Raw genomic sequence first — 14,729 nt, 5'->3', positions numbered from 1 at the left:
GCGGCCATTTCTTTTAAGTCAGATCGATCGCAAATTTAGAAATGACAGATAATACCGATAATGCCTTATGCCCGAAGACAATATCCTCAAAAATCTTACTAGCCAAAACTCTAGCCAATTTTACAGGAACAGCATTACCTACCATTTTGTATCCATCAGCAATCTGCTTATACTTAAAAATAAAATCATCGGGAAAAGTCTGAACTCTCGCACATTCCCTCACCGAAAGTCGGCGGTAAGGCCGAGGCGAATTTGGGTCAAAAATGCGTTTGTCCTTCGCAATCAAAATCATTTTATTAGCTTGAGGATGGATAGGCGCGTGTCGGCCACTAGCCTGAATTGTAAAAGAAGGTTCCGACCAACCTCTAACTCGATTTCGCGACATATAAATACTCGAAAATCCCAAATCAGCACATTCATGATTGGCAATTAACGAGTGATACTTATCTAACTTACCTGAAACAGCCAGAGGTGCGATCGACTCCAAATCACCAATCGCATCTCGCAAAGTCAAAACCTTATTTCCCGGTGCGGGAAACTCAAAACCAAAACCCAGACTTTCCCGATAACCAACCACAATCACCCTTTGCCTGTCCTGCGGTACACCAAAATTTTTAGCATTTAATAACTTGAACGAAACCCGATAGCCAATTTCCTCAAACTGCGATAATATATAAGTAAAAGCATCCCGGTTTCTAGCAGCCAAAATCCCACTGACATTCTCAGCCAAGAAAAACAAAGGCTGCTTGTCGCGCACAATTCTGATATAATCCCAAAAAAGCTGACCGCGACAGTCATCAATACCGCGTTTAGCACCAGCAGCACTCCAACTTTGACAAGGAGGCCCACCGATTATCCCGACACAATCAGGAACTTCCTCCGAATTGATTTTTCGGATATCTCTGCGATCTAAAATAGTGTCAGGATGGTTAAACTCGTAGGTATCCCAAATAGACTTATCATATTCATTAGCCCAAACCGGATTAAACCCAGCCAAACGAAAACCCAAATCCAACCCACCACAACCCGCAAACAGAGAAATAATATTCATATAATTAACATCTATCTTCTTTCTTCTTTCTTCCTTCGCGCCCTTCGCGCCTTCGCGGTTCGTAAAAAACTCCCACCTCAATGAATGCAGAATCCATCCTCAAATCATACCAACACTTCGGCATCCACCTCGGCCTCGAAAGAATCAAACAACTTCTAGAAAAACTAGAAAACCCCCACCAAAAAATCCCCATCATCCACATCGCCGGCACAAACGGCAAAGGTTCAGTTTGCGCTTATTTATCATCCATACTCACAGAAGCAGGATATCGAGTCGGGCGGTATACATCCCCGCACTTAATTGATTGGACAGAAAGAATTTGCATCAACCAAAAACCAATTTCCCAAACAGAACTACAAGCATACCTCAAACGAGTAATCGCCACCACCCAAAACAACACCGAAACCCCCACCCAATTTGAAATCATCACCGCCGCAGCTTGGCTGTACTTCGCCGAACAAAAAACAGACATCGCCATCATCGAAACTGGATTGGGAGGAAGACTAGACGCGACTAATGTTTGCCAAACACCCCTCGCCTGCGTCATCACATCCATTAGCCTAGAACATTGGCAAATACTTGGCCCAACCATCGCCGACATTGCTGGGGAAAAAGCCGGAATTCTCAAAGCAAATTGTCCGGCTATTATCGGAGAATTGCCACCAGAGGCGAGAATAGTCATAGAAAAACGCATTCAACAATTAGACTGTCCCCCAACTTGGGTAAAACCAGCCCTAGATTTCGGACAAGGATTAGCGGAGTATCAGTCACCTCAAAATGGGGTTAAAATAAGATATCAATTGCCATTGCTGGGAAACATTCAACTGATGAATTCAGCAATGGCGATCGCAACTATCCAAACTCTGCAACACAGAGGATGGCAAATATCCCAAACTGCGATTGAAAACGGTATCGCCAAAACCCAATGGCGAGGAAGACTCCAACAAACAACTTGGAAAAACCAGAAAATATTAATCGACGGAGCCCACAACCCAGCCGCGGCGATTGCTTTGCGCGAATATGTCGATAAATTTAATCATCAGCAACCAATTAACTGGGTAATCGGCATTCTGGCTACTAAAGACAGCGATGATATATTCAAAGCATTACTCAAAAAGGGCGATCGACTTTATCTAGTACCCGTACCCGACCAAAATTCCACACCACCCACAGAATTAGCAGCCCTCGCCCAAAACATCTGTCGTGAATTAACACTCTGCCAAACCTTCCCCGACTTAACCACAGCCTTAGACACTGCTGTAACAGACAACAACTTAACAGTCCTTTGCGGTTCCCTTTACCTAGTCGGTTACTTTCTGCAACTACAAACAACCCAACTCTAAAAATATCTCTCTTTTATCTACCTGCATCCGCCATCATCTGTGGTGGAAATTATCTTCAAACTTAAGGCACAGCTAGCTTATATGTAGGTACAGATTCCCATGATGATATAGTATGTCAAATCCCGCTAAATTGCAATAGGAAAAACCCAAATAAATTAGGCGATTGGCGATCCATCCCAGCCTAAAATATCCAGAATTCATTAGTGTTCGCTGACCATCATCTGTGGCGGACAAAAAGATTAATATATCTCTTCTCCTCCTCTGTGTCCTCTGCGCCCTCTGCGGTAAAAAAATCTTAAATTTCCCTATCTTTCTCCAAATTCTTGATAGTTGATATTTTTTGTCCTATACTGAAGTATATGATTATAACTTTAGGCTGTATATATGCGCGCACAGGTTTCGATTATTAAATAATAGGTCAAGCTACAAAAAAAAGCAAGGGGCGATCGCCAAAAAAAATCCGCGTGCATCCCAATTTTGTAGGGGCGAATCATTCCGGCAGATAATTTATTAGTCAGAAGCAGAGACAGACTGCCGGAATGCTTCGCCCCTACGGATATATTTGCTACCTTTGATCCCAAGCAGTTGCCGCATCAGCCACAGCTTGCTCTACCGACTTCTCCCCCAACATAGCCGCTTGCAAATTGTCATAAATTGCCTTTTGCAACTTCTTAACATCCTTCAGAGGCGGAATCAACAACTCGGCTTTTTCCAACCCAGAAGCACTGACAATCCGAGCTCGATCGGCAGTAGGAGCATCCGCCGGTACACTCTTAAAATAAGAGTCCTTTAAAGCATCAACACTAGAAGGCAAAACATTAGCAGCCTTAGCAAAAGCCAACTGATTCTGAGAATTAGTCACAAACAAAGCAAACTTGACAGCATCATCAGGGCGCTTGCTGTCGCGAGGCACCACCAAATTCATCACCGCCACAGTCTTCTTGCCGTTTGGACCAGTAATTTGAGGAGCCACAGCCGAAACAGCACCTATACTAGGAGCATTCTCGGCGATCGCCTTCAAAAATTGAGGTCCAGAAGCTAACAAAGCAGTATCCCCAGATTGATAAAGCTCGATCGCCCGACGATGGCCCTGCACCAAAACATCCTGGGGCAAAAATCCACCCTTGTACAAATCAACCCAATACTCAAAAGCAGCCTTACCTTTATCGTTATTAAAAGCAGCCTTACCTTGAGCATCAACCAAAGTAACACCCATCTGCACCAAAGATTGCAAAACCTCCGCCGAATCCTCCGGTACAAAAGTCACGAAAAAAGCAAACTTACCAGTCTTCTGCTTCACCTGTTTTGCTACTTGAGCCAACTCAGTATAAGTAGTAGGAGGCTTAGCAATTCCCGCTTTTTTCAACAAGTCCGTATTATAAATTGTTACCCCAGTTGTGAGATACCAAGGAATACCAAAACTCTTGCCATCGAGAACGCCAGATTTCCAGATATTTGGGAGATAGGTCGATCGCACTTGCTCCGGTATCCTAGCATCCAAATCCAACCAAGCATTGCGCCCCGCCAACAGCGACGCAAAATCAGGATTGAGGTTAACCACATCCGGGGCAGTTTTCGCCGACACAGCGCCCAAAATCTTACTTTCCATCGCCGACCAAGGGACATCGACCCAACGCACCTTCACGGTCGGATTTTCCTTTTCAAAATTGGCGATCGTCTGATTGAAATATTCCGTAAACTGAGGTTGCAGTTGCATAGTCCAGAACTCAAGAGCCATCGAATTTTGGGTTGGGGAATTAACAGCAGGCTTGCCACAACTGACCAATGCAGACAACAGTAGCCCCACTAGCCCAAAAATAGTAAATAATTGCCAAGATTTACGTTTCATCTTTCTGCCTCCTTGTTTTAACTGTTAGGTAATTTATTAGGTAATTCCTGTGGGTTGTTTCCAGAATTGGCCAGGGGGTCGATCGACCCAAGTTGAAATTTGTTGACATTCACACCAGAATGCTCAATCTCAAGTAGATTGGATAGGATAAAATCGGACAATCGCGCAACACACACAGTGGCCACCGTTTAGGTACTGCCCAATAGCAAGATGTCAGCACCCTCGCCGCGTGGAAACAAAGTTTCCCACAGCCAACTGCTGACTCAGGCTGGCCAAGCACAAGTTAAAGAAAATAGCAATTACCAGCGACCCAATCACATGGTTAACTTTTTCAAAAATCTAATTTCCAGACGCCAGCCCGGAATCGGCATCGAACTAGCCTCAGACCGCATTAACATCATTCAACTGGAAAAGAAAGCTCAGGCATTAAAAATAGCCACATTAGCCTCCATAGAAGTACCAGAAGACATAGTACAAGAAGGACAAATAGCCGACCCGCCAGGGATGGCAGAACTGATACGTTCAGTCCTCGCCGAAAACAAAATCAAAGCCAAGCACGTAGCCACAGCCATTCCCGGACGGGAAGCCGTCATTCGGTTAATTCCAGTCCCATCAGAACTCAACAACGAAGAACTGCGGGAATACATGAATTCAGAAGCAGGGCTATACTTGCCATTTCCCAGAGAAGATGCCGACGTAGACTATCAAAAAATCGGCCTATTTGTCGATGACGACGGCGTAGAAAAAGTGCAAGTTGTACTCGTAGCAACCCGCAAAGAAGTCACAGACACCTATCTAGAAACCTTCAAAGAAGCCGGACTGATTATAGATGTGCTAGAAGTAACCAGCTTTGCCCTGATCCGCACCCTCAAAGATCAACTGCAACAATTTTCCTCCCAAGAGGCAGCAGTCTTGACAGATATAGAATTTGACAGCACCGAGTTAGCTATAGTAGTGGACGGCATACCACAATTCAACCGTACCATCCCGATCGGCACTTACCAAATCCAGACTGCCCTCAACGAAGCCATGAATCTGCCACCAACCAGAGACACCAGCGAACTACAAGGCATGACCTTACCAGTAACAGATACAATGGGTACATCAGGGGATGCAAATCCGGGTACAAATGCGATGATTAAAGTCTTGGGAGAACTCGCAGACGAACTGCGTCGTTCAGTAGACTTTTATCTCAACCAGAGCGAAGAACTAGAAGTAGCACAACTCCTGTTAGCAGGGCCAGGAGCTGCGATCGGCAAACTAGATGAATTTTTCATGCAAAGATTAAGCTTGCCGGCTTCTCAAGTAGATCCCATCGACACCCTACGACTCGAAGTCAGCGAAGAAATTAGCCCAGAACAGCGAGCAGGTTTAGGAGTAGCTTTAGGTTTAGGACTAAGGGAGGTTTTGTGAACAGACAATTAAAATCTCAAATTTAAAATCTCAAATCGAGTAAAGCCATGTACAGCCTAGATATTAACTTTCTCAGAGACCGTCCCGAATACAAACAGGACGAACCAAGCCAAGCTCCAACCAAAAAAGGTTCGGGTTCGGCAAAAGACCAACTTCCGTTAATTGGTGCCATGCTCTTCGCCATGGGCATCAACGTCGCCGTCATGGGTGTCTGGTGGTGGGCCACTAACGAAAATAATGGCTTGAGTGCAGTACAAACAGCCCTCGACCAAGAAGTGGCAAAATTAAACACTCAAGCCAGTGCCATCAAAGCCATCAACAGCGAAACCGATAAAGTTACCGCAGAATACAAAGCATTAGCAGGAGTCTTCGACCAAATTAAACCTTGGTCGGCAATGCTGCAAGACCTAAGTAACCGCACTCCCGCCGGAGTGAAAATTGCCAAAATCGAGCAAATAGACCCCAGTCCGTCCCCAGTAGCAGCAGCTCCCCCTCCACCCGCAGCCACCCCAGCAGCCAGCCCGTCCCCAGCCGGAGGGAGTCCTTCCCCAGCAGCCACCGCTACTCCCGTGGCAGTGGCCACCCCCGTGGCCCCGGTTCAGCCATCCAAGGTAGTAATTTCAGGAGTCGCCAGTACCTTTGCTCAAGTTAACGACTTCATGCTGCTAGTTCAACGCTCTCCCTTTTTCCTCAATACTGATACCAGACTGCTAGCAGCCACCTTAAAAAACAACCCCGCACAAGTACAAGTACGGAACCAAAGCGCCCTAGGTGCGGTAGAAATTCCCAAACTGCGGCCGGTGGTGGAATATAAAATTGAAACCAGCCTCAGTCCGACAGTAGCCTCCGAGTTGCTTCCCGAACTGCGGAGTCAACAAGCAGATGGGCTGGCAATACGGATAGAAACACTTCAAGAAAAAGGAGTGCTAGAAACACCAAAAAGCGAACAAAAAGGAGAAGTTAAAAAACCATGACAGCAGCAAATGAGTTTATTCCCAGCGGAGAACAAGGACAAGATTCATCTAGTCAGGAAATATTCGGGATTAAGCTGACACCCCAAGTTCAAGCAATAGCGATTGCTGTTCTCGGCATCGGAGTCGCCGGCTACATCGGTACACAGTTTGTGATGCCAGAAATGCAGAAAACCGCCGACATCAAGCAAAAAATTAGCGAAGGCAAAGAAACGCAACTGAGCTTGCAAAATCAAATCAAAAAAAGGGCAGAAGCAGAAGCCAAACAAGAAGAGGCAAAACAGCGCAGGGCAGAGGTGACGGCAATGTTTGCTAGCGACGAGGGTAGCACCACCTTGTTGCTGGACATGAATCAATTGGTGAACAAAATCAACGTAGGCGTACAAGGGGATCAGGGTAAAGCTAAACTGACAAAATTTGAGCCAGATATCTTGCCGGCAACTGCACCGTCTGCTACCGTACCTGGAGTGGCAGACCCCGATATTCTAAAAGATACGTCTTTTGGACCTTCTCTGGCTGGCAAGCTCAGACGCAAAAAATATAAGGTAGAGTTTGAAGGGAATTTTGCTCAAACCCGCAGCTTTATGCGTAACTTGGAATTGATGCAGTCGCTTTTGGTAGTGAGAAATTTAAAATCTGAATTGGCAGAACCAAATCAGACCATAGAAGTTGACGTTTTGAAAGGGAAAATAGTCCCCATTACGCCACCGCAAACTAAAATTAAAACTGCTTTTGATTTACACGCACTGCTGCCGTTAAAACAAGAGGAAAAACTGCCGACACCGACTCCAAGTCCCAGTGCAGCAGCAAGTCCTGTTGCTAAATAAGCAGCTAGTTAAGCCCATCTAAAAAAACAGAATACCCAGCAGCTCCCCAACTTTTGGAAGAAGTGGGGGAGCTAAAAGACAATAATTGATAAAGTTTATTTGAGGAGCGAACGTGAAACACCATCTACGATTAACTGGAGGACTCTTTAGCAGTGTGGCGGGAGTGATGATGGCCCAAGCCCCTGTTTGGGCAGCCCCAACTCAAGTCACAGGAGTGCAAGTAAGTCAAGCCAATAATGGGATAAATATTGTGTTGGCGACGGAAAAGGGCGATCGCCCGCAAGTCTTCGCCATTAATAATGGCAATACCTACCAAGCCACAATCATCAATACTCAGCTCCGCTTAAGCCAAGGCAGCACATTCCGGCAAGAAAACCCAGCCCCTGGCATTTCTTCAGTAGAAGTCACCCCGGCAGATGCTAACAGCATCCGCGTCTTGGTGACAGGCACTAACGGCGTTCCCAGCGGACAAATCGTTCAGGGACAAGGCAATGGCATCGTTCTGAGTGTCGCCAGACAGGGCGGTACACCCCAGACTACTCAAGCTGCACAGCCGGGAACCCCCGCCCTCAACCAAACACCTCCACCACCTCCTAGCCTGCCCCTGAGCCAAACAGCCCCTGTGCCGGGTCCCCAAATCCGTACAGGGCAAAACCCGAACGTGGTCTTGCAAAATCCTGAAGTTACAATCACTAGAAACGATCGCCCACCACTCCCCAGCGAGATTCAATCTCCCGCCAGTCAGGCCGCGCCGTTGCTACCGCGGGCAGTTGCTCCACCCCTAGGAGATATCGCCGTTTCTAACATCGCTCCAGCGGCGGGAAATATCGAGCTGAGTTCGGGAGAACGCATCCCTCGGTTAGTCCTACGGGATGCCCCTGTTCGGGACGTGTTGGCTCTACTGGCTCGTGCTGCGGGGTTGAATATTGCTTTTACAGGTGGTGGCGGCGCTCCTGGTCAGCCAGGCCAGCCAGCGGGTGCACCGGCTGCGGGTGCAGCAGGAGGTTCGGATGAAGGGCCGAAGATTTCTTTGGACATCGAAAATGAGTCGGTGCAAGATGTGTTTAACTACGTGCTCCGCCTGAGTGGGCTGCAAGCTAATCGGGTGGGACGGACGATTTTTGTAGGTAGTAATCTGCCACTGGACTCGCGCAATATTATCGTTCGGACTCTGCGGCTCAATCAAGTTCGGTCTACGGATGCAGCTAACTTTTTGAGCGCTCAAGGTGCTGAAACTCAACTCCCGATTACTCGCGTGACTATTCAAACGGTGGGCCAGGGTAATGCGGCGCGGGATGTGGAAATTCGGGAACCTGATATTAAGGCGATCGGGGCCAGGGATGGTAATGGCCCGTTATTGTTGAGGGGACTGTCGGTGCTGGCCGATGCGAGGCTCAATTCCATCACTTTGGTGGGAGATCCGCGCAAGGTTGATGTCGCTGTAAATTTCTTGACTCAGCTAGATTTGCGCCGCCGTCAAGTGGCGGTGAATGTCAAGGTGATCGATATCAATTTGTCGGGAAATAACATCAGTAGCAGCAGTTTCTCTTTCGGGATTAATAACAATTTCTTCGTGAATGACGGTGGGGCCGCAAGTCTCAATTTTGGTGGCTTGCAGCCTGCTACGGGAGCAGATGTCAGCAATAGCCGAACGACTCCGCCCATCGTCCCCAACCAAATAACCGGAGAGGTTTTCTACGATGCGAACGGTCGCGTTACCGTCCCATTGACAGGTCAAGGTATCAACGGTCCAGCTAAGGGTGTGTTCCTTCAGCCTACAGCCCCAGTTAGTAATAGCCCTACACGAGTTGGAATTACCGATTACACACCAGGAGGAGCGACCAGTTCGGGAACCGCAGAGTTCGGATTGTTCCCGTTGTTGCAGTATCCCAGGAGGTTCCTGTCTGCGTTGCAGGCACAGATTAACACGCGGAACGGCAAAATTTTGACCGATCCGACTCTGGTTGTCCAAGAAGGGGAAACGGCGAATGTAAATATCACGGATGAGGTGATTACTAACATCACCCAGCAAACACAGACCACCGGAAATACAAGTACCACAACAACTACGGCGGTCAAAGACAAGGCGGGTTTGCAGTTGGGGGTGGCGATTGATCGGGTTGACGATAATGGTTTTGTGTCTCTGCGGGTGAATCCGATTATCAGGACACCCAACCCCACTCTCGACCTTTCGGTTGGCTCTAACACCAATAGGATCACGCCACTAGGGGAGCGCTCTTTGCAATCGGGTCTAATTCGCCTGCGAGACGGTCAGACTTTGATTCTTTCTGGAATTATCCGCGACGAAGAACGAGTGATAGCCCGGAAGATTCCGATTTTGGGAGATTTGCCGATTATCGGTTCGCTGTTCAGGAGCACTACTAAGGACAACCAGCGGGCGGAGTTGATTGTATTGCTGACACCGCAGATTTTGGATGATAGCGATCGATCGAACTTTGGCTACCAAAACAACATCAGTCCCGACGCCCGCCAACTGTTGCAGCGGGGTCAGCCCATCCAGCCTAGGTAGTAGTCCGAAGGAAGGAAGAAGGAAGAAGGAAGAAGTAAGAAGGAAAATCTTCCCCTTTAGCCATTGACAAATGACATTCTGTTCCTTCTCTTTCTCTTTTTTCCGGTTCTCAAATCCACCGAGGTGAGAAATGTGCTCTCCAAGGTGGTATTTTTGTAACCAAATTTATGGATTAATTCTAAAAATTGTCCAAATCCATATAAATTAAAGGTTCCACCGATCCATAACGGTCGGGAAGACTTTAGAATAATGCAGTGAAAATTAGATGCTGTGGGGTTTTCAGCAATTAAAAATGAAAATTCCTTTTCTGACCAATTACTCTAGGGTAGTTAGTATTCAGCAGGAGTTCTGATTTGGGGAAGCTGACAGGGGCGATCGGGTGCAACCGAAACCTCCCCAAGCACAGCCCAATCCAGTTGATAACTCACAGCTAATAGTTGAAATCTGTTGAACGTATTTTGCAAATCCAGAAGGAGTTCGTAATGAACAAAGGTGAATTGGTTGATGCAGTCGCGGAAAAGGCTAGCGTGACGAAAAAACAGGCAGATGCCGTTTTGAGTGCCGCTTTGGAAGCAATCATGGAAGCTGTCTCCGACGGCGACAAGGTGACACTGGTGGGTTTTGGCTCCTTTGAGTCACGGGAACGTAAGGCTCGTGAGGGTCGCAATCCCAAAACTGGCGCTAAAATGGAAATTCCGGCTACCAGAGTTCCGGCATTTTCCGCAGGGAAATTGTTTAAGGACAGAGTTGCACCGGATAAAGACTCCTAAATATCGGCAAACTAAGCTTTGACTAGACCTGTTCACGGTGGGAATTTAGCTTGGGCGGCCACACTGGCTGGTTGCCCTGCTTCTGCTATTCTCGATTTTTCTGCCAGTATCAGTCCTTTGGGCCCGCCTAAGTCGGCTCTGGATGCGATTCAAGCACACCTGGGCAGTCTGACTGCTTACCCAGACCCTGATTATGGAGAACTGAGGGCTGTTTTGGGTGAGGCTTTGAATGTTGACCCGGATTGGATTTTGCCGGGTAATGGTTCGGCGGAATTGTTGACTTGGGCGGCTTGGGATTTGTCGAAGCTGGAAGCAACTTATTTGGTGACTCCGGCTTTTGGTGATTACTGGCGGGCTCTTTTGGCTTTCGGCGCGAAGGTGTTGGAATGTCCTTTGGATCTCACATCTGGCACTATTGTCAATCACCGACAAGATGCCCATTCCACAAGAAATGAATTTTCTTGTGGAACAGGTATCTTGCCTGTTCCTCAAGAAGTCCCGGTGCCTCTGGCTCTGAATGCCGGATGCCACGGCTTGCTGCTGAATAATCCGCATAATCCTACGGGTTTGCTGTTCAGTAGGGAGGCGATTGGGCCTTATGTGGAGCAGTTGGGTCTGGTGGTGGTAGATGAGGCTTTTATGGACTTTCTACCGCCGGAACAACAGGAGAGTTCGATCGATGCTGTGGCGGAGTTTCCGAATTTGGTGATTTTACGATCGCTTACTAAATTCTATTCTCTGCCGGGACTGCGGTTGGGCTGTGCGATCGCCCATCCCGATCGCCTCCGTCGCTGGCAGTTGCAGCGCGATCCTTGGCCTGTGAACGCTCTGGCTGCGGCCGCGGCGGCTGCTGTGGTGCGAGATGTTGTGTTTGAACGGCAAACCTGGGATTGGCTACCTGTGGCTCGCCAAGAGCTATTTGAGGGTTTGGCTAGTTTACCGGGTTTACGGCCGTTTCCTGGTGCGGCTAATTTTTTGTTGGTGGAGTCTTCGGTTTCGGTGGGGCTGATTCAAAAAAGTCTGCTGGAACGTCACCGGATTTTAATTCGGGATTGTTTGAGTTTTCCTGAGTTGGGCGATCGCTTTTTTCGGGTAGCTGTGCGCGATCGGGCAGACAATCTACGACTTATTTCTGCAATTCAAGAAGTTATTGGTCATTAGTTATTGGTTATTGGTTATTGGTTATTGGTTATTTATTGAGTTCTTAGACTCCGCTCAGGGAGCAATAACCAAAACGCCTTGGTAAATGCTCTAGTTAACAGCTAAAAACTAATAAATACCCACTAATAATTACCCAAGAATAACTACTAAGTAGGAATCAAGAGTAAATAATTAACAACAAATAACCAATATCCACTGACTAACAACAAATAACAAATAACAAATGACTAATAACAAACAACAAATGAGTAACAACAAATAACAAATGACTAATGACTAATAACTAATGACTAACAACTAATGACTAATGACTAATGACTAATAACTAATGACTAACAACTAATGACTAATGACTAATAACTAATAACTAATAACTAATAACTAATGACTAACAACTAATAACTAACAACTAATAACTAACAACTAATGACTAATGACTAATAACTAATAACTAATAACTAATAACTAATGACTAACAACTAATAACTAACAACTAATGACTAATGACTAATGACTAATGACTAATAACTAATGACTAATGACTAATAACTAATGACTAATGACTAATGACTAATAACTAATAACTAATGACTAATGACTTATTAAATTTATGATTGACTACGATTTAGTAATAATTGGTGGTACGACGGCCGGACGCTATGCTGCTTTGACTGCAAGTGGTTTTCAAGCTCGTGTTGCTTTGGTGGAACCCTTGAGTGATTTACAAAATTTGCCGACGGCGGGCCAAGATGCGATCGCCTTAAGTTTGCAATACAACCAAATTTTGAGTGAGAGTGGCCGATTTGCTGAACAAATCACTAACCAGAAATTCGGTGTACTTTGGGACAATACTAATTCGGAAATGCCCAGGGAATTGCGGTTTGATGAGGTGATGCAGTGGACAGAAGGTGTTGTTTCTAATTTGTCAGAAATCAACGATTTGGGTATTTTGGCGACTCGCGGGGTTGATGTTATTTGTGGTGATGGCGAGTTTGTGGTGAAACCGGATATGGCTTTTGCTGTGAATGGGCGGAAATTGCGATCGCTTGGTTATTTGCTCGCTTGTCCCAGTCTCCCGGCGATTCCCAATATAGAAGGGCTTTTGTCTGTGGGCTATTTTACTTCGGAAACTGTCTGGAAACTAGCAAAACTTAAACAAGCTCCTAAAAGTTTGGTCGTAATTGGTGCAGATCCTAGCGGTGTGGAAGTGGCTCAAACTTTTGCTCGATTAGGGGTGGCTGTGACGCTGGTGGTGAAGGGTTCGCGTATTTTGGCGAAAGAGGAGCCAGAGGCTGCTGGCTTGGTTCAAGCTGCAATGGAAGCCCAAGGAGTGCGGATTTTGACGGCTACTGAGGTGACTCAAGCTAGAGCGATTGATGGGAGGAAGTGGGTTCAAGCGGGAGATTGGGCGATCGAAACTGAGGAGATTTTTATCGCTGCGGGGCGCAAGCCTAATTTTCAATCATTAAATCTAGAAGCGACTGGTGCTAAATGCAATCACCAGGGATTGATTTTAAATGAGAAATTGCAAACAACTAATCCTCGGATTTATGGAATTGGTGATGTTGCTGGCGGTTATGCGTTCCCTCACATTGCTAATTCCGAAGCTGTGGTGGCTGTGAAAAATGCTTTGTTTTTGCCGAGGTTGAAAATTGATTATCGCGGGATTCCTTGGGCTATTTTTTCTGAGCCGCAGTTGGCGAGGGTGGGTTTGAGTGAGGCGCAAGCAAGGCGTCGTTTTGGTGATGATATTATAGTGAATCGGGAATATTTTAAGAATATTGAAAAGGCTCAAATATGTGGGGAGATGACTGGTTTTTGTAAGATTGTGGGACGGGGTAATGGGGAGATTTTGGGGGCGAGTATTGTGGGACTAAATGCTGCTGAGTTGATTCATGTTATGGCTTTGGCTGTGCGTCAGGGAATGACTGTTGGGGCGATCGCGGAAATTCCTTTTATTGGGTCTACTTTTTCGGAGATTACTGGAAAAACTGCTGCTAGTTGGGAATTAGAGCGTTTCCGTCGCAATACTTTTATACGTAATTTATGGGAAAATTTGTTTCATTGGCGCAGGTATTGGAAAAGGTAGTTTTGGGAGTTGGGTATTGGGCATTTTTGGGTTTTGATGCCATGATTGTTGTTGAATGATTTAACCGCAGAGAACACTGTAATTGCCTAAAACCGACAATCTCGTAAACCAGCCCTCACCCAACGGTAAATCGCAACCCATTTCTTTAGTGCGATCGTCTAGTTTTGATATAGCGATCTGCTTGCGGATCTTCTCAGCTTGGTGCGATCGCTCAAATCGCCTCCACACCCCCAAGTCAATACCTACGAACAACTCCTAGAGCGCATCGACTACCTCGAAGCCATCATCGGCATCCGCAAAGGACTTGAAAGCTTCGATCGAGGTGAAGGAATCCCAGTCGATCGAGCCATGATAGCCCTACAGCAGCAGTTCAACATTCCTCAGAGTCTATGAGTTATCAAGTCTTAATCCAACCACCCGCTTTTGGTGAAATTGAAACCACCTATCGTTGGATGTGCGATTATTTGAGTGCTGATGCTGCAAATCAGTGGTATTACGATATCCAAGATGCGATCGCATCCCTACAAGAGTTTCCTTACCGTTGCTCAGTCGCACCCGAAGCAGCCATTATTGGTAGGGAAATTCGACAACTGTGGGTTGTTGACATACTCCCCGGCGTAAACGCGCGGGGATTCTTTACGCTTCATCGAGATGTGCCACAAGTGGTCTTACCTTCTCTCTGCGTACATTTAGAGTCGTGGCAATGCCCTATCCCGACTTGAAGT

The 14,729-nt window shown here is 46.6% G+C and carries 12 protein-coding genes; 10 read left to right on the top strand and 2 right to left on the bottom strand.

Annotated elements, in window-relative coordinates; translation table 11 throughout:
• Nucleotides 1–13: 13 nt before the first annotated feature.
• A complete protein-coding gene (locus AAFP14_RS20705; RefSeq protein ID WP_341734094.1) occupies nucleotides 14–1,051 on the bottom strand; it encodes a DNA cytosine methyltransferase in 1,038 nt (345 codons plus the stop codon).
• A gap of 80 nt (nucleotides 1,052–1,131) precedes the next feature.
• Between AAFP14_RS20705 and AAFP14_RS20700 the strand changes: the two genes are divergently transcribed.
• Nucleotides 1,132–2,394, top strand: coding sequence for a bifunctional folylpolyglutamate synthase/dihydrofolate synthase (locus AAFP14_RS20700; protein ID WP_341734093.1), 1,263 nt, complete (start codon nucleotides 1,132–1,134; stop codon nucleotides 2,392–2,394).
• Nucleotides 2,395–2,959: 565 nt separating this feature from the next.
• Here the strand turns inward: AAFP14_RS20700 and AAFP14_RS20695 are convergent.
• Entirely contained in the window at nucleotides 2,960–4,243 is a 1,284-nt protein-coding gene (locus AAFP14_RS20695; RefSeq protein ID WP_341734092.1) for an ABC transporter substrate-binding protein, read from the bottom strand.
• A gap of 318 nt (nucleotides 4,244–4,561) precedes the next feature.
• Between AAFP14_RS20695 and pilM the strand changes: the two genes are divergently transcribed.
• The 9 genes from pilM to AAFP14_RS20650 all read left to right on the top strand — a co-directional run bounded on the left by pilM (nucleotide 4,562) and on the right by AAFP14_RS20650 (nucleotide 14,726).
• Complete coding sequence (gene pilM, locus AAFP14_RS20690) at nucleotides 4,562–5,656, top strand: type IV pilus assembly protein PilM (protein WP_341734162.1); 1,095 nt, start codon at nucleotides 4,562–4,564, stop codon at nucleotides 5,654–5,656.
• Between the two features lie 47 nt (nucleotides 5,657–5,703).
• Nucleotides 5,704–6,630, top strand: a complete 927-nt coding sequence (locus tag AAFP14_RS20685) for a PilN domain-containing protein (RefSeq protein WP_341734091.1) — start codon at nucleotides 5,704–5,706, stop codon at nucleotides 6,628–6,630.
• Nucleotides 6,627–7,454: a pilus assembly protein PilO gene (locus tag AAFP14_RS20680; protein WP_341734090.1), complete on the top strand. Its 828-nt coding sequence runs from the start codon at nucleotides 6,627–6,629 to the stop codon at nucleotides 7,452–7,454. The genes AAFP14_RS20685 and AAFP14_RS20680 overlap by 4 nt, the downstream gene beginning before the upstream one ends.
• A gap of 112 nt (nucleotides 7,455–7,566) precedes the next feature.
• The gene (locus AAFP14_RS20675; RefSeq protein ID WP_341734089.1) at nucleotides 7,567–9,984 is read left to right on the top strand and encodes an AMIN domain-containing protein; all 2,418 of its coding nucleotides are present in this window, start codon (nucleotides 7,567–7,569) and stop codon (nucleotides 9,982–9,984) included.
• Between the two features lie 464 nt (nucleotides 9,985–10,448).
• Complete coding sequence (locus tag AAFP14_RS20670; RefSeq protein WP_341734161.1) at nucleotides 10,449–10,754, top strand: HU family DNA-binding protein; 306 nt, start codon at nucleotides 10,449–10,451, stop codon at nucleotides 10,752–10,754.
• A gap of 18 nt (nucleotides 10,755–10,772) precedes the next feature.
• The gene (gene cobD / locus AAFP14_RS20665; protein WP_341734088.1) at nucleotides 10,773–11,915 is read left to right on the top strand and encodes a threonine-phosphate decarboxylase CobD; all 1,143 of its coding nucleotides are present in this window, start codon (nucleotides 10,773–10,775) and stop codon (nucleotides 11,913–11,915) included.
• A gap of 610 nt (nucleotides 11,916–12,525) precedes the next feature.
• A complete protein-coding gene (locus AAFP14_RS20660; protein WP_341734087.1) occupies nucleotides 12,526–14,004 on the top strand; it encodes a dihydrolipoyl dehydrogenase family protein in 1,479 nt (492 codons plus the stop codon).
• Nucleotides 14,005–14,202: 198 nt separating this feature from the next.
• The gene (locus tag AAFP14_RS20655) at nucleotides 14,203–14,397 is read left to right on the top strand and encodes a hypothetical protein (protein WP_341734086.1); all 195 of its coding nucleotides are present in this window, start codon (nucleotides 14,203–14,205) and stop codon (nucleotides 14,395–14,397) included.
• The gene (locus AAFP14_RS20650; RefSeq protein ID WP_341734085.1) at nucleotides 14,394–14,726 is read left to right on the top strand and encodes a type II toxin-antitoxin system RelE/ParE family toxin; all 333 of its coding nucleotides are present in this window, start codon (nucleotides 14,394–14,396) and stop codon (nucleotides 14,724–14,726) included. Before AAFP14_RS20655 ends, AAFP14_RS20650 begins: the two co-directional genes overlap by 4 nt.
• The last annotated feature ends 3 nt before the right edge of the window (nucleotides 14,727–14,729 follow it).

The organism is Microcoleus sp. EPA2 (assembly GCA_020882975.1).
Taxonomy (GTDB): Bacteria; Cyanobacteriota; Cyanobacteriia; order Cyanobacteriales; family Microcoleaceae; genus Microcoleus.
The sequence above is the reverse complement of the archived record's forward strand: the minus strand, read 5'-3'. Positions and strand labels throughout refer to the sequence as shown.